17 protein-coding genes are annotated in these 21203 nt (G+C 37.4%); 5 read left to right on the top strand and 12 right to left on the bottom strand.

What is annotated here, in order from left to right; genetic code table 11:
• Positions 1-356 precede the first annotated feature (356 nt).
• On the top strand, positions 357-1988 hold the full coding sequence (locus tag B3I52_RS06790; protein WP_293299780.1) for an ABC-F family ATP-binding cassette domain-containing protein: 1632 nt from the start codon (positions 357-359) through the stop codon (positions 1986-1988).
• Positions 1989-2034: 46 nt separating this feature from the next.
• Here B3I52_RS06790 and B3I52_RS06785 read toward each other — a convergent pair whose 3' ends face one another.
• From B3I52_RS06785 to proS, 5 genes are all read right to left on the bottom strand, one after another.
• Positions 2035-2544 carry a YdeI/OmpD-associated family protein gene (locus tag B3I52_RS06785; RefSeq protein ID WP_293299779.1) on the bottom strand — a complete coding sequence of 170 codons (510 nt, stop codon included), beginning with the start codon at positions 2542-2544 and terminating at the stop codon, positions 2035-2037.
• 86 nt (positions 2545-2630) lie between these two features.
• The gene (locus tag B3I52_RS06780; protein ID WP_293299777.1) at positions 2631-3491 is read right to left on the bottom strand and encodes a TIGR02757 family protein; all 861 of its coding nucleotides are present in this window, start codon (positions 3489-3491) and stop codon (positions 2631-2633) included.
• A gap of 79 nt (positions 3492-3570) precedes the next feature.
• Positions 3571-4710 carry a cystathionine gamma-synthase gene (locus B3I52_RS06775; RefSeq protein WP_293299775.1) on the bottom strand — a complete coding sequence of 380 codons (1140 nt, stop codon included), beginning with the start codon at positions 4708-4710 and terminating at the stop codon, positions 3571-3573.
• Between the two features lie 226 nt (positions 4711-4936).
• Positions 4937-5638, bottom strand: a complete 702-nt coding sequence (locus B3I52_RS06770) for a hypothetical protein (RefSeq protein WP_293299774.1) — start codon at positions 5636-5638, stop codon at positions 4937-4939.
• A 50-nt stretch (positions 5639-5688) separates the two neighbouring features.
• The gene (gene proS, locus B3I52_RS06765) at positions 5689-7161 is read right to left on the bottom strand and encodes a proline--tRNA ligase (RefSeq protein WP_293299773.1); all 1473 of its coding nucleotides are present in this window, start codon (positions 7159-7161) and stop codon (positions 5689-5691) included.
• 106 nt (positions 7162-7267) lie between these two features.
• Here proS and B3I52_RS06760 point away from each other — a divergent pair, with 106 nt between their 5' ends.
• Both B3I52_RS06760 and B3I52_RS06755 read left to right on the top strand, forming a co-directional pair.
• On the top strand, positions 7268-8197 hold the full coding sequence (locus B3I52_RS06760) for a hypothetical protein (RefSeq protein ID WP_293299771.1): 930 nt from the start codon (positions 7268-7270) through the stop codon (positions 8195-8197).
• A 28-nt stretch (positions 8198-8225) separates the two neighbouring features.
• Complete coding sequence (locus B3I52_RS06755; RefSeq protein WP_293299769.1) at positions 8226-9752, top strand: OmpP1/FadL family transporter; 1527 nt, start codon at positions 8226-8228, stop codon at positions 9750-9752.
• Between the two features lie 58 nt (positions 9753-9810).
• On the opposite strand, the gene B3I52_RS06750 is transcribed toward B3I52_RS06755, so the two are convergent.
• Positions 9811-11637, bottom strand: a complete 1827-nt coding sequence (locus B3I52_RS06750; RefSeq protein ID WP_293299767.1) for a UbiD family decarboxylase — start codon at positions 11635-11637, stop codon at positions 9811-9813.
• A gap of 131 nt (positions 11638-11768) precedes the next feature.
• On the bottom strand, positions 11769-12248 hold the full coding sequence (locus B3I52_RS06745) for a Dps family protein (RefSeq protein WP_293299765.1): 480 nt from the start codon (positions 12246-12248) through the stop codon (positions 11769-11771).
• A 168-nt stretch (positions 12249-12416) separates the two neighbouring features.
• On the opposite strand from B3I52_RS06745, the gene B3I52_RS06740 reads away from it, so the two are divergent.
• Complete coding sequence (locus B3I52_RS06740; RefSeq protein ID WP_293299764.1) at positions 12417-13751, top strand: LysM peptidoglycan-binding domain-containing protein; 1335 nt, start codon at positions 12417-12419, stop codon at positions 13749-13751.
• A complete protein-coding gene (locus tag B3I52_RS06735) occupies positions 13741-14385 on the top strand; it encodes a uridine kinase family protein (RefSeq protein WP_293299762.1) in 645 nt (214 codons plus the stop codon). The genes B3I52_RS06740 and B3I52_RS06735 overlap by 11 nt, the downstream gene beginning before the upstream one ends.
• 90 nt (positions 14386-14475) lie before the next feature.
• On the opposite strand, the gene B3I52_RS06730 is transcribed toward B3I52_RS06735, so the two are convergent.
• From B3I52_RS06730 to bamA, 5 genes are all read right to left on the bottom strand, one after another.
• Positions 14476-16377: a class II glutamine amidotransferase gene (locus B3I52_RS06730; RefSeq protein ID WP_293299760.1), complete on the bottom strand. Its 1902-nt coding sequence runs from the start codon at positions 16375-16377 to the stop codon at positions 14476-14478.
• A 112-nt stretch (positions 16378-16489) separates the two neighbouring features.
• Entirely contained in the window at positions 16490-17317 is an 828-nt protein-coding gene (gene murI / locus B3I52_RS06725; protein ID WP_293299758.1) for a glutamate racemase, read from the bottom strand.
• Positions 17318-17378: 61 nt separating this feature from the next.
• Complete coding sequence (locus tag B3I52_RS06720; protein WP_293299756.1) at positions 17379-17969, bottom strand: OmpH family outer membrane protein; 591 nt, start codon at positions 17967-17969, stop codon at positions 17379-17381.
• Between the two features lie 106 nt (positions 17970-18075).
• Complete coding sequence (locus B3I52_RS06715) at positions 18076-18606, bottom strand: OmpH family outer membrane protein (protein WP_293299754.1); 531 nt, start codon at positions 18604-18606, stop codon at positions 18076-18078.
• Positions 18607-18635: 29 nt separating this feature from the next.
• On the bottom strand, positions 18636-21176 hold the full coding sequence (gene bamA / locus B3I52_RS06710; RefSeq protein ID WP_293299752.1) for an outer membrane protein assembly factor BamA: 2541 nt from the start codon (positions 21174-21176) through the stop codon (positions 18636-18638).
• Positions 21177-21203: the final 27 nt, after the last annotated feature.

The following is a 21203-nucleotide window of genomic DNA, read 5'->3' as shown; positions in this document are numbered from 1 at the left end:
CTGCCTACAACCCATAGCTAAGAGTTTGGTGGGACACCAAACTCTAGCAAACACTACCGCCAACAGCCATTTTGCGTAATGGCAGGTTCGACGGCAACTTAAAGGTTAGTAACCTTATTTAACATTTGTTGTGTTTTAAAAATTTGTGCATTTAATATACCACTACGCAAAGTGACAAAACGCCGCTAGAGTTTGGTGTCCCCACCAAACTCTAGCATTAAACTATTTCCCTATCCTTAATTACATTTGTGTTATCGGTTAACAATTGTTTGTCTATTTCAAAAAAATTAAACTTACGTAACAGCCACACCAACATAAAAGAATTATCTTTGCCGCTTATTTTTTAGCATTACACATTGATCGACGTAAATAACATCTCGGTATCTTTTGGTGGCACCACCCTTTTTAGCGACGTTTCTTTTTCTATTAACGAAAATGACAAAATAGCCCTTATGGGTAAGAACGGCGCCGGCAAATCTACCTTATTAAAAATTATTGCAGGCGTAGGCAAGCCAACTTCGGGCCATATTGCAGGGCCTAAAGAGGCTGTTATTGCTTATTTGCCACAGCATTTACTTACTAAGGATAATGTAACTGTTTTTGAAGAAACCTCTAAAGCATTTAACGAAGTTTATCAAATGCGTGATGAGCTGGAAAGCTTAAACGAACAGCTAAGCATTCGTACCGATTACGATACGGACGATTACATGAAACTGATTGAGCGGGTTTCGGAACTGAGCGAAAAGTTTTACTCTATTGAAGAGGTTAACTACGATGCCGAAGTAGAAAAAGTACTGAAAGGCCTGGGATTTTTACGCTCAGACTTTACTCGTCAAACTTCAGAGTTTTCTGGGGGTTGGCGAATGCGCATTGAACTGGCTAAAATTTTATTGAAAAAGCCCGATTTGATTTTGCTTGATGAGCCTACCAACCACATGGATATCGAAAGTATTCAATGGTTAGAAGATTTCTTGCTCAACTCGGCAAAAGCGGTTATTGTGATTTCTCACGACCGTGCTTTTGTAGATAACATCACCAACCGTACCATTGAGGTAACCATGGGCCGTATTTACGATTACAAGGCCAAATACACCTACTACCTACAACTGCGTAAAGAGCGCCGCGAACACCAAATAAAAGCCTACGAAGAACAACAACGTTTTATAGCCGACAACCAGGAATTTATTGATCGTTTTAAAGGCACTTACTCTAAAACTTTGCAAGTACAATCTCGTGTTAAAATGTTGGAGAAACTAGAAATCATCGAAATTGATGAAATAGACAACTCAGCATTACGCTTAAAATTTCCACCTTCGCCACGTTCTGGCAGTTACCCCGTAATAGTAGAGGAACTGACCAAAAAATATGGCAACCATACCGTATTCGAAAAAGCAGCTATGGTAATAGAACGTGGGCAAAAAGTAGCGTTCGTGGGCAAAAATGGTGAAGGAAAATCGACCATGATTAAAGCCATTATGGGTGAAATTGACTTTGAAGGCGAATTAAAAGTAGGCCATAACGTAAAGATTGGTTATTTTGCCCAAAACCAAGCAGCTCTTTTAGACGAAGAACTAACCGTTTTTGATACCATAGACCAAATTGCCGTAGGCGACGTGAGGGTAAAGATTAAAGATTTACTCGGTGCTTTTATGTTTAGTGGCGATGATACTACCAAAAAAGTAAAGGTTTTATCGGGTGGTGAAAAAACACGTTTGGCCATGATCAAACTCTTATTAGAACCTGTAAACGTTTTAATTCTGGATGAGCCTACCAATCACCTAGACATGAAGACCAAGGATATTATTAAAGATGCCTTAAAAGATTTCGACGGCACTTTAATTTTGGTATCGCACGATAGGGATTTTTTAGATGGCTTAGCAGAAAAAGTATTTGAATTTGGCAACAAACGTGTTCGCGAACATTTTGAAGACATTAAAGGCTTTCTAGCCCTTAAAAAAATGGACAGCTTAAAAGAGATAGAGAAATAGCGTATCTAAAAAACAAACTAAAGAAAGCCAAAATGAACAGTAGAACTTATTTTGGCTTTTTATTACTCCTCATCATCAAACCAAAATCTTGCTTTTTTGCCATGGCATCCACAATCATTATTAGCCGTTTAGTTCTTGTAGGCTCTGTTTTGGCGGTATTTAACCAATTAATAAAATAGTTTTGGTGTGCTTTAGTATAACTCAAAAAATGTTCTAACAATCCCTCTTCTTGAGCCAAACAAACTTCTAAATCTTCGGGCATTTCAATTTTAAAATCGGCATCGTATGTTAAAGAAAGCGTAACAGGCCTACCAACTTCTTTTCTTAATTGTTTCCGAATTTTCGCATCTAGTGCCAAAATAAAATCGCCACCGCCCATCGGGATTAAACTTTTCCCGCTAATAGCCAACTGGTCTATATATCCACGCACACGAAAGCCTCTTCTCTCCTCGGGTTTAATTTGTTGTGCAACATTTTCTGGCACGAAAACATAACTCCAACCAGTTTTTTCACCGTTACTATCAAACTTCTCTATTTCGGCGTTGAAATTTACCATTTACTAAAGTTATAAGTTTTAGGTAATAAGTTATACGTTTGGCAAAAAATCCAAACAGCGAAATAACTAATCATCTAACAAACCAACTACAACTCTCCTTCTACTCCCAAGCCAAATAAAGCAAAATCATATTTAACGGGGTCTGTAGCATCAAATTCTTTTAGCTTTTGCGTAAGTTCAACAGCCGTTAGCCAATCTGTTTTTTTACGTTCAATTAAACCAAAATATCTCGCTACGCGATCTACGTGCACATCGCAAGGGCAAATCAAGTCTGACGAGCGAATGGTATTCCAGATCCCGAAATCTACACCGCAGTTATCTTTACGCACCATCCACCTTAAAAACATGTTTAAACGTTTACAGGTAGATTTTTGCAATGGCGATGAAATATGCTTTATGGTTCTTCTGGGGAAATCTGGTAGGCTAAAAAAATAAGTACGGAAATGATTTAATGCTTTTTCTACGCTAAAATCTTTAAGGGTTAATTCGGCTGCGTAACAACTAGAAGAGCTTAATTCAAAATCCGTATATCTTTCTTCAATTTGCATATATTCGGTTCTATAAGCAGAAGTATTTGGAATAAAAGCGGTTTCTAAGGAATTAGATTGACGATAATGCTGCTTAAAAAATGCCACAAAGTACAGCAAGTCGGTGTCGTTAAAGGTACGATGCTTAAAGCCTAACAATCCTTTTAAATCTTCATCAGAATGGTGCAACATAAATTGATAAGGTTGGTTATCCATTCTTGCCAATAGCTCGTTGCATTTATTGATGATGGTTTTACGTTGCCCCCAAGCTAAAATTGCCGCAAAAAATGCAGCAATTTCAATATCTTGTTTTAAACTATATTGATGCGGAATACAAATGGGATCGTTTGCAATGAAATTAGGCCGATTATACTGCGCTACTTTTACATCGAGAAAATCTTTAATATCTGTAATTTGCATATTTTGGTTAATTGTAAAAATCGTTTATTCGGTTAATCGACATATACAGTTAACAATTTATTCAGTTAAACGATTAGCCTTAAGTAAGTGCCTGCTCCAAGTCCGCTAGCAAATCGTCAATATCCTCTACTCCTACGCTAAAACGCAACAAGTTATCGGTTACTCCTACTTTTTCACGCTCTTCTTTTGGTATAGAGCCGTGGGTCATACTCACAGGGTGATTTACTAAACTTTCTACCCCACCTAAAGACTCGGCCAATGAGAACACTTTAAAGCGAGAAGCAATACGGAAGGTCTCTTTTAAATCTGCATCTTTTAACGTTACCGATACCATTCCGCCAAAACCACGCATTTGTTTTTTAGCCACATCGTGATTAGGATGATCTTCGAAACCTGGCCAGTAAATTTTATCGATTTTTGGATGCTTTCTTAGAAAATGTGCTACCTTTTCTCCGTTTTCGCAATGTGCTTTCATACGTAAGTGCAAGGTTTTTATTCCTCTTAATACCAAGAAAGCATCTTGAGGGCCCGGAGTTGCACCGCAAGCGTTGTACACGAAAAATAAATCTTTGTACAATTGTTCGTTATTGGTTAGCAAAGCACCCATTACTACATCAGAGTGGCCACCAATATATTTGGTAACCGAGTGCATCACCACATCAGCACCTAAATCTATGGGGTTTTGCAAATATGGCGAAGCAAATGTATTATCAACCGTTAGTAGAATGTTATTGGCTTTGGTAATTTTAGCTACGCCTGCAATATCAATAATACGCATGGTTGGATTAGTTGGTGTTTCTATCCAAACCAACTTGGTTTTTTCAGTGATGTATGGTGTAATATTTTCGGGTTTTGATAAATCTAGGAAATGGAATTTAATGCCATAGTTTTGATAAATCTTGGTGAAGATACGGTAAGAGCCGCCATACAAATCGTTGCCGGTAATCACCTCATCTCCAGGCTTTAACAACCTTAACAAGCAATCTGTAGCTCCCATGCCGCTACTAAAGGCCAGACCGAACTTGCAATTTTCTAATGCTGCCAAGCAATCTTCCAAAGCTTTACGAGTTGGATTGGTTCCCCTAGAATACTCGTACCCCTTGTGGTCGCCTGGAGAAGCTTGCCAATAGGTTGATGTTTGATAAATTGGGGTCATGATTGCTCCTGTTGTAGGATCTGGTTCTTGGCCTGCGTGTATGGCTTTAGTTGCAAATTTCATTTCTCTATTATTTAATAACCGTTAAAAACAAACTTATAACAAAAGTATTATACCTGTTGTACATTTTAGCCACAGATACACAGATTTTTTTAGTTTTTAAACAAAATTGAAACGAAATATTACGGATCAATAATAGATTTTAGCCCAAAAACTAAATTCCCTTAGACTTTCATCATTTTAGCACCTGTGCATCTGCTGCTAAATCTCCCAAATACACAAGGGGGTATTATGTATTATTATTCGATTGAGTTTCTGATTTAAACATATATCCCAAACGTTTTCCGGTAGGGTATCCGCTTGCGGCAGTAATAGTTTGCTTTTGATGTAAATTGATGTCTTTTACTTGTGCATAAGGTGGTAATTGTAAATCTGTATCAATACAGTCTAAAATAGCCAGCTCAAATATATTGGTTAAAACGTCTTCGTTAATTTCACTATCGCTAAACGACTCGTACAAAAACCCTAACTGTCCTACACCTTCCACTATAAAGTGTTTTTCCTTGTTTATCAGTACCCTTGCAATTAACGAACCTTCGTCGGCCAAACGGTTATATTTAATCGAATCGGCCAAAAAATTATGGATATAAATAATACCGCAATAATTTAAACTTGGGTTGGCTTTAATGTAGCTAGATTGAAATATGCGATGTCCTTCTTCGAAAGAAAATATGTTACTGTGCATAGACAACAATAACATATCGCCAGAAAACTTTAACTCTGCTTCAAATTGGCTGGTATCTTTATAGTTAATTTCTACAGACGGATCTTTAGTATAGTAGTCGTGGTGCAATTTTGAGGCGATTTTGGATAACGCTTTTTTTGCAATACCAAAAACTTCGATGGTGTTTCTGTAAATCTCTTGCTTTAAAGATGCTTTATTTTCTAACCTTTCTAAAATTCGTTGATAATTGGTGATCTCGTTTTTCATTTATCCTTGTATAATTAAGCGCTATCTTTTGGAGAGGGCCGGAAAGTTTTTTAATAAGCCCTTGCAAACAATACCCTTTGTTTAGATGGTTTTCCTGTTAGTATACAAGTACCGTCTTCTAGTTTATTGTTCAAAGGAATACACCTAATTGTTGCTTTGGTTTCTTCTTTAATTCGCTTTTCTGTTTCGGCGGTACCATCCCAATGTGCAGCAATAAATCCAGTTTTAGTTTCTAACAATTCTTTAAATTCTTCGTAAGAATTGGCTTCTGTGATATGCTCGTCTCTAAATTTTAAGGCTTTATCATAGATGTTTTGTTGAATTTGTGCCAACATTTGGAAAATATATTCTGCCAAGCCTTCTTGCGGAACGGTGAATTTCTCTTTGGTATCTCTACGAGCCAACTCCACCGTACCATTTTCCATATCTCTGGCCCCAATAGCTAAACGGATTGGCACTCCTTTTAACTCGTATTCTGCAAATTTAAACCCAGGGCGTTGGCTATCTCTATCATCGTATTTTACAGAAATACCAAAGCCTTTTAATTTAGGAAGTAGTTCGTCAACAAAAGTTGATATTCTCTGTAATTCTTCTTCTCCTTTATGGATAGGTACAATTACCACTTGAATTGGAGCTAATTTAGGTGGTAAAACCAAACCGTTGTCATCGCTATGCGCCATAATTAAAGCCCCCATTAAACGGGTAGAAACCCCCCATGAAGTAGCCCAAACATGTTCTAGCTTACCTTCTTTGTTAGCAAATTTAACATCGAATGCTTTCGCAAAATTTTGTCCTAAAAAGTGGGATGTTCCGGCCTGTAAAGCTTTACCGTCTTGCATTAAAGCTTCGATACAGTAGGTATCTAAAGCTCCAGCAAAACGCTCAGTTTCTGTCTTTCTACCTTTTACCACAGGTACGCCCATCCAGTTTTCTGCAAAATCGGCATAAACGTCTAGCATTTTTTCTGTTTCTTCAATGGCTTCTTCTGCCGTAGCATGTGCTGTATGGCCTTCTTGCCATAAAAACTCTGTAGTACGCAAAAACAAACGGGTTCTCATTTCCCAACGCACTACGTTTGCCCATTGGTTAATTAACAAAGGTAAATCGCGGTAAGATTGGATCCAACCTTTGTAGGTATTCCAAATGATAGTTTCCGAAGTTGGGCGAACAATTAATTCTTCTTCTAATTTAGCATCTTCATCAACAATAATATTTCCCGCTCCATCGTTTTTTAACCGATAATGTGTAACAACGGCACACTCTGTTGCAAAACCATCTACGTGAGCGGCTTCCTTAGAAAAATAAGATTTGGGAATAAACAAAGGAAAGTAAGCATTGCTATGACCAGTTTCTTTAAATTTATGGTCTAAAACCGCTTGCATTTTTTCCCAGATAGAGTATCCGTATGGCTTAATTACCATACAGCCCTTTACTGACGAATGCTCTGCCAAGTCGGCCTTTATAACAATTTCGTTATACCACTGCGAATAATCTTCACTTTTACTCGTAATACCTTTGCTCATAACTTATTTGGAACGTTTTTTGTGTTAAATATCTTGTATTGATGGCTACAAAGCTATAAATTTATAGTCACAATTTAATTAGCACACAAATTAAAACCTAAATACAATGAGAGTCAATCATTTTTTAACCAGTACACTTGCGGCAACTGCCATGTTGGTTGCCTCATGCGCTACACCTAAGCTGGCACAAAACAACAGTGCCGACGATGTGTACAATACTATGGCGCAGGCTAGGGTTTACAAATATTCCCCTCCTGTACAAACCGCACAAATAGACACTGCAGGTTACAGAGCAAGCGACCAAAACTACGATATGGACTATGCGTCTCGTATCGACAGGTTTTATTATGGTAGCCCAAACAGGGTTTACTTTGATGATTATTATAACTATTACGGTTACAATTCTTGGTATAACCCATACAACCCCTACAGTTGGTCGTTAGGCTTTAACTACAGTTGGGGCTTTAACCGTTGGTATAACCCTTATTCTTCGTGGGCACTTTACGGTTCGCCTTATTACTGGAATACCTGGGGCCCTTACTCTTATTATAACCCATGGTACGGTGGTGGATATTACGGCGGCGGATATTATGGTGGTGGTTATTGGGGTAATGGCTGGGGAGGCAGTGTTATTGTAAAAAATAACGAGAATTACAGACCAAGGCCAAACCGTAGTGCTGAAAATGGAATAGGAGCTAGACCTAATGGTTCTATGATTGACAGAAGTTCTAGAACTGGTGGAAATACAGCAGTTGTTGGCCGTACTGGTTCAAGACCAGAATCCTATAACCCTACTACAAATGGCACTTCTTCTAGGGGCAACAATACCACAAGAGACTCAAGACCGAGTAGGACTGGTTCTTCTAACAATGGTGATTCCAGACCTACACGTACTTCTGAAAGCTCAAGACCGAGCTACACTCCACCTCCATCTTCTTCATCGAGTGGCAGTAGCAGTGGTAGCAGTGGTAGCAGTGGTAGCAGTGGTAGCAGCTCTAGTGGCAGTAGCAGACCTTCAAGAGGTGGTGGTAGATAATAACTCCTAAATTAACATCAAACACAAAATGAAAAAGATAATTTCTATGCTTGCAGTTGCTATGGTAGCAACTGTGGGCACCACATATGCCCAATATGGCAGTGATGGGCTTCGCTTCTCACAAACAAATTATGGCAGCACCGCACGTTTTAAAGGAATGGGGAATGCCCAAATTGGTGTAGGTGGCGACATGAGTTCTTTAGGAGGAAACCCTGCGGGACTTGGTTTATTCACTAGATCAGAATTTGCATTTACACCGGAGTTTAATCAAACAGGGGTTGATGGCAGTTTTTTAGGCACTAGTACAAAAACAGATAAAAGTCACTTAAATATCAACCAATTGGGAGCTGTTTTTTATACGCCTAGCCTTAGGATGAAAGGTCAAGACACTCAAAAAGGAGTAGTGAGTACGGTATTTGGATTAGGATACACACGAAACAATGATTATGCACTAGAAAGTAATTTCGGAGGCGTTAACAATAATAACTCTATTAGAAACTACTTTGCCGAATTAGCAAATAGATACAAGGATCCAACCGACAATTCGATTGAAAAAAACTCATTGGAAGGTATGGCTTATGAAAGTTATCTGATTAATTTTAATACTCCTGGCAATGCCAATACATATACAGCAAACAGCACAGGCAATCCATTTACAGCAAGCAACCAATCTAAGAACGAGATTCGTTCTGGCTCTGTTTCAGAGTTTAATTTCGCTGGCGCTATAAATATTTCTAATCAAGTTTATATAGGTGCGAATATTGGTTTAGTTAGTTTACGCTACACAAGCGATGCTGAATTTACAGAAAGCAGCAGTCTAAATCCTTATGATCAAACTGACGGATTTACAGGTGTAGAAAACTATAGCCTATCTTATCTTCAAAACCAAGAAACCAGAGGTTCTGGTGTAAATGGCAGACTTGGAGTTATTTTTAGGCCGGTTAGTAGCTTTAGAATTGGTGCAACTCTTCAGACCCCAACATGGTTCACTATTGATGATACTTATTCGGAAACATTGAATAACAAATTATCGAATGATGTTTTCACCAATAAGGCAATGGTGTATGACTTCACTTATAATTTAAGAACACCATTAAAAGGTTCTTTGGGTGCAAGTTACATCATTGGCGGGCAAGGCATTATTTCTGCGGATGTTGATTTTATTGATTACTCTAGCATTAGGTTCTCTACTAATGGATCAAATGGAGGTAATGACGCAATCAACACAAGTAATGCAGCAGTGAGAAATAATTATACCAGTGCCGTTAATTACAGAATTGGTGGGGAATATAAAATAGAAAACATTAGTTTAAGAGCTGGCTATGGCTTAAACGGCAGTCCTTATAAAAATGACGATGATAAGCTTTTCGAAACCAAAATGTATAGCGGTGGTCTAGGCTACAGGGTTAATAATTATTATTTCGATTTAGCTTACCAAAGAGTTGAAACCAATGGGACTAACTCACCTTATACGTTAAACAGCGGTTCTGAACCAATGGCAAGTTCTAAGTTCACCAACAACAACTTCTTTTTAACTTTCGGTATTAGATTTTAGCATAACATACTACAATAAACCACAAAAGACCATGACTATTATCATGGTCTTTTGTGGTTTATATTACCCCATAAAGGCAACCGCCCTGCTCTCCCATTTTATCCACTTTTCTTTCTAGCTCTACATCTTTAATTAATTCTGGCGCATGGTGTGGCTTTTTACGGGCATCGATAATCAGCGGACCATTACAACCCCAGTGCTTGTTTTCTGTAAAATCATCTACGCCATCTATATCCGTTGCTGGGTTGCTTCTTGTAAAAGCTATCCAAACTAAGTTATTGATGTTTTCTGCGGTAAATCTGGCATCATCACAAACTACGACCAAGGGAATATTGGCTAAATCATTCGCTTTTAGCTGTTCTTTTAGCAAGGCGATGTGTGCCTTTCCTTGTTCTTTATTTTCGTATTTATTTAACTGAACAACCAATATCCCATCGCTAGCCAAAGCGTGCTTTTCATCCAATTTAAAATCGCTCGATAGCACAGTTGCCAATTCTCGCTTCTTTTCTCCTGCGGCGGCAAAAACTACTTTAGAGCCCGAGTTTAGTCCATCTCCAGAATAATCTAAGGTATCTATTGTTGTATTGGTATGGAAATGAACGTCTCTCTTCCAATCTATACGTTCTAAAATATGCGTAAGAAAGTGATTAATGTGATGTGTATTCAAGCTTTCATCATCTTCCTTTGCGGCGATAAAAAGATATTTCGCCAAACTCAATTGATTTTTACCCAAGATATGATTACTGATCGTCAAAATTTCTTGTGGTTTTCTTTCCTTTAAATATGGCGTATAACGTTCGCTACCAATGGCAAACAATAAAGGATGTACTCCTGCCGCATCAACAGCGTTTACTTCTTTTAAACCATGTATTTCTTGGGGAATGGCCGACCCTGAAATTTCGTGTATTAAAGCGCCAAAACTTGTATCTTCTTGTGGTGGCCTACCAACCACCGTAAACGACCATAAAGCATCTTTCTTGTGGTAAACATTGTGCACTTTCATTAATGGGAATGGATGCACTAAACTGTAATAGCCCAAATGATCGCCAAAAGGCCCTTCGGGTTTATTTTCATGTGGATAGACGGTTCCAGTGATTACAAAATCGGCATCTGCGGAAATCACAAAATCTTCATCATCCCTAAAGTACCTAAACCTCCTATTTCCTAAAGCTCCAGCAAAAGTAAGTTCAGACAGCCCCTCTGGCAAAGGCATTACAGCTGCCAAAGGATGCGATGGTGGGCCTCCTACAAAAATACTTACTTTTAACGGTTGTCCATGAGCGTTTGCTTTGGTTTGATGCACACCAATACCTCTATGAATTTGATAATGCAAACCAATTTCTTTGTCTTGAACATAATCATTACCTGCTAACTGAATACGATACATCCCCAAATTGCTATTCATCACCCCCGGTTTGTCTATATCTTCGGTAAAAACCTGCGGCATGGTGATAAATGGCCCACCATCCATAGCCCAATTTACAATTTGTGGAATAGCAGAAATGGTGGTTTTTTGGAAAGTTTTTTTGAACAGCGATTGTTTCAGTGGCAAAGCCGAAAATGCGGTTAACGCCGTACCTGCATATTTGAAAGGATTTTTAAGTGCCTTCATTGGGTCGGAACGAAGTTCTACCAGTTCCTGAACTTTAGGCAAGGCATCCCTAAACATAAACTTAGAACGCTCTATAGTGCCAAATAAATTTGAAACTGCTTGAAACGGACTTCCTTTTACTTTCTCGAACAATAAGGCCGGCCCTTGTTTTTCGTACACACGAAGATGGATGGCGGCCATCTCTAAATACGGATCTACTTCTTCTTTAATCCTAATTAAATGTCCGTGCTTTTCTAAATCGGCAACGCATTCGGCTAAATTTTTGTATCCCATGCCTCAAAGATAAAAACAATTTGAGGATGTGAGGATGCGATGGTTTGATAATGACGCAAATCACAAAAAAGCCACAAAAGCACTGTGTTTTATTGGTGCAGTTGTGGCTGTAAGAAAATTGGTCAATCATTTTACTTTTTACCAAGAAACGAGCGCAGCATCCAGGTAGTTTTCTCTTTAAACTGCATAAAGCGGTTTACCATATCGTTAGATCCATCGTCTCCAGCTTTATCTGTAGCCTCTAGTAAATCTCTTTCTAGCTCTATTAACTTACTCATATCATCCAAAATAGCTTCCACCATGGCGGTGTCTGCCATACCAATGGTATTAATTTCTTTAATTGACGATTCCTTAATATAATCTGCAAAACGGCTATGTGGCGGTTTCCCCAATGTAAGTACACGCTCTGCAATTTCATCAATGGTTAATTGGGCGTTGGTGTAAAGTTCTTCGAATTTCAAATGAAGTGTAAAGAAGTTTTGTCCTTTAATGTTCCAATGGCAACCTCTTAATTTTTGATAATGAATATGATAGTTCGCTAAATATTCATTTAACATATCAACCACTGGTTTAACTTGCTTTTCGCTTAAATTTATTTCTTTTGCCGACATAATTGTATTTTTTTTATACTCTTAAAATTAAACAAACCTTAGCTAAATAAGTTTGATGAAAATCACAATTTTGCATAATACAACACCAAATGTTACCGTTTAGTTACATTGTTAGCTATGCTATATATTATTCGTATAATTGTACCTCCAAAAAAATCATAAATATAGATGTTTAAAAAATATATTTTACTCTTCGCCATACTGGGTTTTAGCACTGCTTACGCCAATAAACCAGTAGATTCTATTGGCGTTGAAAACAATAATGGCAAGAAACTAATCATTCATAAAGTAGATCCTAAAGAAAGCTATTATTCCATATCGAGAAGATATAACGTAAATGTAAAAGACATACAAAACTTTAATAATAATGTTGGTTTACAAATAGGTGTTATTATTAAAGTACCCACAGATATCCCCTTTAATCAAAAAGCAGTGGCACCAAACTCTCCATCAATTAACACCACTTCTTTCTTTGATTATACCGTTGCGGCTAAAGACAATTTGAATTTAATTGCCGAGAGATTTGCTACCACTATTGCTGAAATTAAAAAATTGAATAATTTAAGCAATAATAATCTACAAGTGGGGCAAGTTTTAAAGGTGCCTTTTACCAAAAGCGGCAATGCAACAAATCCATCTCCTACCATTGCAAAAGAAACTGAAACAGCCCCGGCCCCAGTAGCCGGGAACTTAGTAACTGAGCACACCGTTAAACCTAAAGAATACCTAGGGGTAATTGCTAAACAATATGGCATTACGGTAGAAGATCTTAAAGAAGCAAATGTTTTAAGTTCTAATAATTTAAGCATTGGCCAAGTTCTAAAAATACCGGTTAAAGCAGGGACAGAACAACCGCAAAACACTGCTGCTTTAACTACCACTAGCCCAATTAAACCAGCAGAGACAAAAAACACTGCGCCTGTTTCTGCGCCAAACCTACCAAAAAAAGCAGACTCTAGTTTTGAACATATTGTAGCTACCGGAGAAACCATTTATTCCATTGCTCAAAAATACCAATTAACTACCTATCAGCTTAAAAACTACAACAACCTTTCCTCAAATGACTTAACTGTAGGACAAAAATTAATTATTAAAGGAGAGAAACCGATTGCAGTTTCGCCTACTACCGCAAGTAATAATGAGGGCGAACCTGCAGAAGATGCGGAAACCTTAAAAAATCCTAATCTTAGAAGACCAGCCGCTGTATATGGCTTAAACAAGATAGAGGAAAAAGGTACCGGGGTTTGGATTAGCGACCCCGATTTAGATCCCAATAAAATGTTAATTTTGCACAAAACAGCACCCGTAGGCACTATTATACAGATTACAAACCCAATGACTAATCGTTCTACTTTTGCAAAAGTAGTAGGTAAATTTACCGAAAACGAAACTACTAAAGATGTAATTATTGTAATGACCAAAGCGGTAGCCGATGCTGTTGGCGCATTAGATAAACGTTTTTTCTGTAACTTAATTTACGGTCCAAAGGATAATGAACAATAATCATAAGCCTGTAATTATTGGTATTGCCGGTGGAAGTGGCTCTGGCAAAACCTTTTTCTTACACAGTTTTCTTCATCATTTTAAAACAGATGAGGTAACCCTCGTGTCTCAAGACGACTACTATATTCCTGCGGGCGAAATGACCCAAGAGGAAAACAAATTATACAACTTTGATTTGCCCAGCACTATTGATGACCAACAATTTTTATTAGACATCAAAAAGTTGATTAGTGGCGAAACTGTTTATAAAAAAGAATACAACTTTAACAATCCTTTAGCAGTAACCAAGATTTTAGAAATTCACCCCGCCCCTATTATTATTGTAGAGGGACTTTTTATCTTGCATTTTACAGAAATACATAAGCTAATAGACCATAAAATATTTATAGAGGCCGACGAAAATATTGCTCTTGAAAGACGGATACAGCGAGATGGGATTGAAAGAGGCTACCCCGAAGATGATGTACTGTACAAATGGCATAACCATGTAGTACCGGCTTATAAAGAATACTTACTGCCGTATAAAAGCATTTGCGACCAACTCATTTATAATAACTCGAACGAAGCGGATGACATTATTCGTATTACCGAACAAATGTCGGCAGAGTTTAAGAAAAATTATTGCAATAGATAGGAACAAGCTTGCAAAATAACTTGCCCAAGCCAATTTATGTAAAACAAAAAGGGAAAATCTAATCGATTTTCCCTTTTTTATGTTTAACTGCTAGTAAGCTCTTTGGTTATTTCCTTCTTTCCAGTTTACAAATGCTTTATTTACTACTTTGTTACCACCTGGTGTTGGGTAATCTCCAGAAAAATACCAATCGCCAATATGATTTGGGCAAGATTCATGAAGATTTTCTAAGGTTTGATAAATCACTTCAACTTCTGCTACGGTATCTTTTGGGGTAATAATTTTTGCAATTTGATGAGAAATTTCCTGAGGTGTAAAAGGTTTATAAATATCTTTTACATAGTTAACTATTTCCTCTTTTGGCAATTCTAAAGAAGCTTTACATTTTTCATATACCTCTTCAATGATATGTTCCTGCCCTCTTTCTTTTAGTAACTGGATAGCCGCATCGAAAGCAACAAACTGTCCCATTTTAGACATATCGATACCATAACAATCTGGATACCTAATTTGCGGTGCAGATGAAACAATAATAATCTTTTTAGGATGAAGCCTATCAATAATTTTAATAATACTTTGTTTTAAGGTGGTACCTCTCACAATAGAATCATCTACGGCTACTAAAGTATCTGTATGGTTTTTAATTACGCCATAAGTGGTATCATAAACGTGAGCTACCATTTCACCCCTATCGGCGTCTGCGGTAATAAAGGTGCGTAGTTTTACGTCTTTAATAGCCAATTTTTCTACCCGCGGACGCATTGACAATAATTCGTCTAAAGCGGCATCATCTAATACTTCTTTACGTTTCAGCAAGGTTTCTTTCTGCACATCTCTAATATATTTGTGCAAACCATCTACCATTCCGTAAAAAGAAACTTCGGCAGTATTGGGAATAAAAGAGAAAACAGTGTTTTTTAAGTCGTGGTTTACAGCATTTAACACCTGTGGGCACAATAGCTCGCCCAATTTTTTACGTTCCTTATAAATATCGGCATCGCTTCCTCTTGAAAAATAAATACGCTCAAACGAACATGCTTTTTTCTCTAAAGGTTCGCGAAACATTTCTTCGGTAACTGTACCGTCTTTCTTTATCACTAAAGCATGGCCGGGTTTAATCTCTTTTACGCTATTGATCTGTACTTTAAAGGCAGTTTGAATAGCAGGACGTTCAGAGGCAGCAACAACTACTTCATCATCCATGTAGTAAAATGCCGGACGAATACCTGCCGGGTCTCTCATCACAAAAGCATCGCCATTACCTACAATACCCGACATGGTATAGCCTCCGTCCCAGTTTTTGGCCGAACGTTTAAGGATATTAGCAATGTCAAGATTTTTTGATATTTTTTTGGTGATTTCTACGTTTGTTAAGCCTTCTTTTTTATAATCATCAAACAATGTTTGATTTTCATCATCTAAAAAGTGTCCAATTTTTTCGAGAACGGTTACCGTATCGGCCTTTTCTTTTGGATGCTGGCCAAGTTCGTACAATTGTTCTAGAAGCTCATCCACATTGGTCATGTTAAAATTACCCGCAATTACCAAGTTTCTGGTCATCCAGTTGTTTTGGCGCAAAAATGGGTGGCAATTTTCGATACTGTTTTTACCATGTGTACCATAGCGAAGATGTCCTAGCAATACCTCACCAATAAAACTAACATTCTGTTTCAAAAACTCCGTATCCTTCATCAGTTCTGGAGTTTCTTCTTCTATGTTTACAAATTTGTTCTGTACATATCCAAAAATATCGGCAACGGCATTTTGCGCCATAGAACGGTAGCGGCTAATGTAGCGGCTGCCCGGTTTCATGTCTAGCTTAATGGTGGCAATACCTGCACCATCTTGACCGCGGTTATGCTGTTTCTCCATCAACAAGTATAATTTGTTGAGGCCATAAAGTGCTGTACCGTATTTTTCTTGGTAATATGAGAGAGGTTTTAACAAGCGGATAAAGGCAATTCCGCATTCGTGTTTGATTTGTTCGCTCATTGAGTGTGATTGAGCCGCAAATTTACCGCTTTATATATACAAAACCTAACAAGAAATACTTGTTTAAGAATATCCTTATCATTTTTATGTTATTTTTTTGAAACTGAAAATGTTACACTTTTACTTTTAAGGAAACGATAGCTTTTTCTAAAAAAACTGTAGCGTGCTGATCAAAACTTTCGGCATCTCCTGTGGTGTAAAATAGCTGATGAGCTTCTCGGCTCAGTTGGGTTTCTATTTCCGTATGTCGGTTCAAATAATCTACTAAACTGTTGGCTACAATATCGCCCTGCGACACCACCTGTAAATTAGGCTGAAGGTATTTTTTTATTTTTGGCACTAACAAGGGGTAATGGGTACATGCCAACAAAACAGTATCAATAGTGGACGATTGGTTTAACAAACCTGTGAGGTATTGTTTTACAAAATAATCTGCACCATCATTTTCGTGCTCGCCATTTTCTATCAACGGCACCCACATGGGGCAACTTTGTTGGTAAACTTTTACTTCAGGAAAAAACTTGTTAATTTCTATTAAATACGACTCCGATTTTATTGTTCCTCGGGTGCCCAACACGCCTATAGATTTAGATGTGCTCCTATTACCTATTACTTCGGCCGTAGGTCTAATTACGCCTAAAACCCTATTATTGGGGTATTTTTTTGGCAAATCTAGTTGCTGTATGCTTCTTAGGGCTTTTGCCGATGCTGTATTACAGGCCAAGATTACCAAAGGACAACCTTGCTTAAACAGCCATTCTACGCACTCTAAGGTATATTGATAAACTGTTTCAAAAGAATGGTCGCCATAAGGAGAACGGGCATTATCGCCCAAATAGATATAATTATACTGAGGTAACTGCGCTACAATAGATTTAAAAACGGTTAAACCGCCAAAACCCGAATCGAATATGCCTATCGCATTTTTTTGAAGTTTCATGAGCATAAAAAAGCGGAATTAAGTTAGACCTAATTCCGCCATCAAATTTAATAATTTTATACTAAGGTTTTTTAGTTGCAGCTGGTTTAGCAGCAGGTGCAGGTGTAGCCGAAATTCCTAATTTAGTTTTTACCGCAGCGGTAATATCTTCGCCACCATCAAAATAAACCAAGTTATTAAAACCTTGTGAAGCAGATGTATCAAACACGTAAGACAAACCTTTATCTTTTGAAATTGCATTGATAGCGGTTGCTACTTTTTGTTGCAAGGGAGGAAACAATTCTCTTTGTTTTGTTTCTACATCTGTTCTTGCTTTTTCACGTGCATCTTCAATTCTTTTTTGCAAATCTTGCAATTCTGTTTGTGCCTGTTGTAGTTCTTTTACAACAGTTTCTTTATTAGCTTCGCTAAGTGTACGTTCTTTTTCCTGAGCAGCTTTTAATTTATTTTGATACTCAGTAATCATCTTATCGATCTCTGCTTGTTTAGTTTTAGCTAAGTTTTCGATAGTAGTAGATACTGTTTTGGCCTCAGACCAAGTTCCAAAAATTTCATCAGAATTTAAGTGACCAAACTTTTGTTGCGCATTTGCCACGTGTGTAGTTAAAAGTAATCCTGCAGCTACAAATAATCCTTTAATTAACTTTTTCATTTATGTTTATAATTATATATGGTTTTTAATGGTTAGAAACCATCAAGATAAATCTTGTAAGGTTTCACTTTTTTAATATTTCCTTAATGTTTGTTTTCTATGTGTGTTATTTCACCAATGTACCGGGCTTATAGCCAAGCTTCATAATTACGTCGTTACTGATATCGAAGTTTGCACTGGCATAAATCATCATAGTGCTTTCGCTGCTTTTATCAAAAACGAAGTCAATGTATTTGTTTTTTGCAACTTCTGCAATGGTTGAAGAAACTTTTTCTTGAATTGGTTTCAATAACTTGGTACGGGTTTGAAATAAATCGCCTTCTGGGCCAAATTTCTGACGCTGTAATTCTTTTGCTTTCTTCTCTTTTTCAATAATATCGTTCTCTCTACGCTTACGCATATCGTCAGTTAATAAAACCTGGTCTGCTTGGTAAGCTTTATACATCGCCTCTACTTCTTTAAAAACATCATCTATTTCCTTTTGATATTGTTTTGATAGCCCTTCTATCTGAGTTAATGATGATTTATAGTCTGGAATATGTTTCAAAATATACTCCGTATCTACGTAAGCCATTTTTTGCGCCGATGCACTTATGGCAAATAAGAGTAAAAAACTCGCTAAAAATATCTTTCTCATTCTAACTTTTTTGTGTGTTAACAATTCTATTAGTTAAAACCTCCCATTTGTTGTGCAATGCTAAAGTGGAACTGTCCTTTGTTCGCATCAGGCACACCTGGAATGTTATCAAATCCATAACCATAATCTATGCCAAGTAATCCAAATATGGGTAAAAATATTTTTGCACCTATACCAACAGACCTTCTAACGTTAAACGGGTTAAAATCGCGGAACTTATCCCATGTATTACCGGCCTCTCCAAAAACTGTCATAAAGGCAGTGGCTTGTTGCGAGTTAATTACAGGATACCTTAATTCCATTACATATTTGGTAAAGATAGGGCTACCAGAACTTTGTGCAATATTAGGATTAGCACCTACCGGAATAACCGAGTTATTAGAGTAACCACGCATGGCAATAATCTCTGAGCCTTGCAAGAAATCGAAACCTTGCATACCGTCGCCACCTAATTTAAAACGCTCAAATGCCGACTGACCAACCGCACTATTGTACGAGCCTAAGAAACCAAATTGCGCTTGCCCCTTAAATACTAGCTTGCCCACCATAGTTTCGAACCATTGCGCTTCGAATTTCCATTTGTGGTATTCGGTAAATTTATAGCGTTGTTTATCTGAAGCGGTATTATAGTTTATATTGTTTAATAATGAGTATGGAGGTGTTGCCTGTACCGTAAACCTTAAATAAGCACCACCTGTTGGGAAAATGTTATGGTTTCTCGAATCTCTGGCCAACTCTTGTGTAAAGTTTAAGTTGTAAGACTCGCCCGTGCTAAACAAATAACCCGGATAGTTATTTAGAATATACTGGTTTAAGTTAATAGAGTGTACTAACGAGAACCAGTTATCTGGCCATTTCAATTTTCTGCCTAAACTAAACGAAACACCATTTAAACGGATACCGTAATAGTTAGCATGACTTTTAGATAAACCGTTAGATTGTAATGAAGTAAATGCACTCACCCCAAAACTTACTGGTTTTTTACCACCAAACCAAGGCTCTGAGAACGAGAAGCTGTATGATTGGTAATACTTGCCGTTGGTTTGTCCACGCAAACTTAAACGTTGGCCATCGCCTTTGGGCAATGGTCTGTAAGCTTCGCCTTTAAATAAGTTTTTTAATGAGAAGTTGTTAAACGTTAAACCCAAGGTACCAATTACACGGCCACCGCCAAAACCTCCAGATAGTTCAATTTGATCTGATGGTTTTTCTTCTACATGATAAACAATATCTACTGTTCCATCAGCAGGGTTTGGTTTGGGAACTGGATTAGTTTTCGACTCATCGAAATTACCTAACTGACCAATTTCGCGAACACTCCTGATGAGCAATTCTTTTGAGAAGTAATCTCCCGGTTTTGTGCGGATTTCTCGCAACACTACCCTATCGTTAGTAATGGTGTTGCCTAAAACACTTACTTTATTCACCGTATATTTTGGACCTTCGTAGATACGCATTTCTACATCTACGGTATCGTTATAAATTTTAGTTTGAACCGGATCTACGTTGAACGTAAGGTAACCATCATTTAAATAAATACTAGAAACATCGTCGCCGTTGGCACTACCTCTTAATTTTTTTTCTAGTTTTTCTTCGCTAAACACTTCGCCTTTTTCAATACCAAAAACCTTCTCTAAAAATTCGGTATTGTATTTGGCATTACCTACCCACGTAATTTTCCCGAAATAATATTTAGGACCTTCGTACATGTTTATTTTAATGCCAACTGTTTTATCGTCGTATTTATAAACGCTATCACTGATAATAGCCGCATCGCGATAACCTTTTTCGTGTAGCTTGCCTACAAAAGCAATTTTATCTTCTTCGTATTTTTCTTTGTTAAATTTACCGCTACCAAAAACTTTGTAAAATGCACGCTGCTTGGTTTTCTTCAGGTATTTTCTAAGCTTCGCCGATTTGAATTCTTTGTTCCCTTCAAAGTCAATTTTTTGAACTTTAACTCGTTTTCCTTTATCGATATTTACCTGAAGAATTACACTATTTTCTTGGTTTGGGTCTGGTTTAGACTTATAATCTATCTTGGTATAGAAAAATCCTTTTTCGTACAAATATTTAGTAATAACCGCTCTAGTGGTATTGTACAAGTTATCGTTAATGATAGATTTTCCTGCTTTATCGCCTAATTTTTCTTCGATGTCTGTTTTTTGCGATTTACTAATGCCTACAAACTCGAACCCACTTAAACGCGGAAGCTCTACTACTTCAATATCGAAATAAACGGTATCTCCGTTAATTTTAGATACGTTTAATTTAATGTCATCAAATAAGCCTTGGGCCCATAAATTTTTAATGGCATTGGCGGTACCTTCGCCAGGCAACATAATGGTTTCGCCTGTGGTTAATTTAGAAAGCACTACAATGACGTCTTTATCTAAATACTTTGCACCCGACAAAGTAGTGCCGCCAATGATGTATTCTTTTGGGCTAAAATAGTCTAAGCTTAAACCATTTACTTTTAAGGAAGGTGCAGCTTGTTGTGGATTACGAATTTGAGCTAATGACGGAAAGCCAATCAAAAGCAGAAATACTAGTTGGTATATTCTTCTCATTTACAATCTAAAAAACGTTGCTAAGTT

This window comes from Pedobacter sp. UBA4863, assembly GCF_002399615.1.
Classification (GTDB): domain Bacteria; phylum Bacteroidota; class Bacteroidia; order Sphingobacteriales; family Sphingobacteriaceae; genus Pedobacter.
This window is presented reverse-complemented; position numbering and strand designations above follow the sequence as displayed.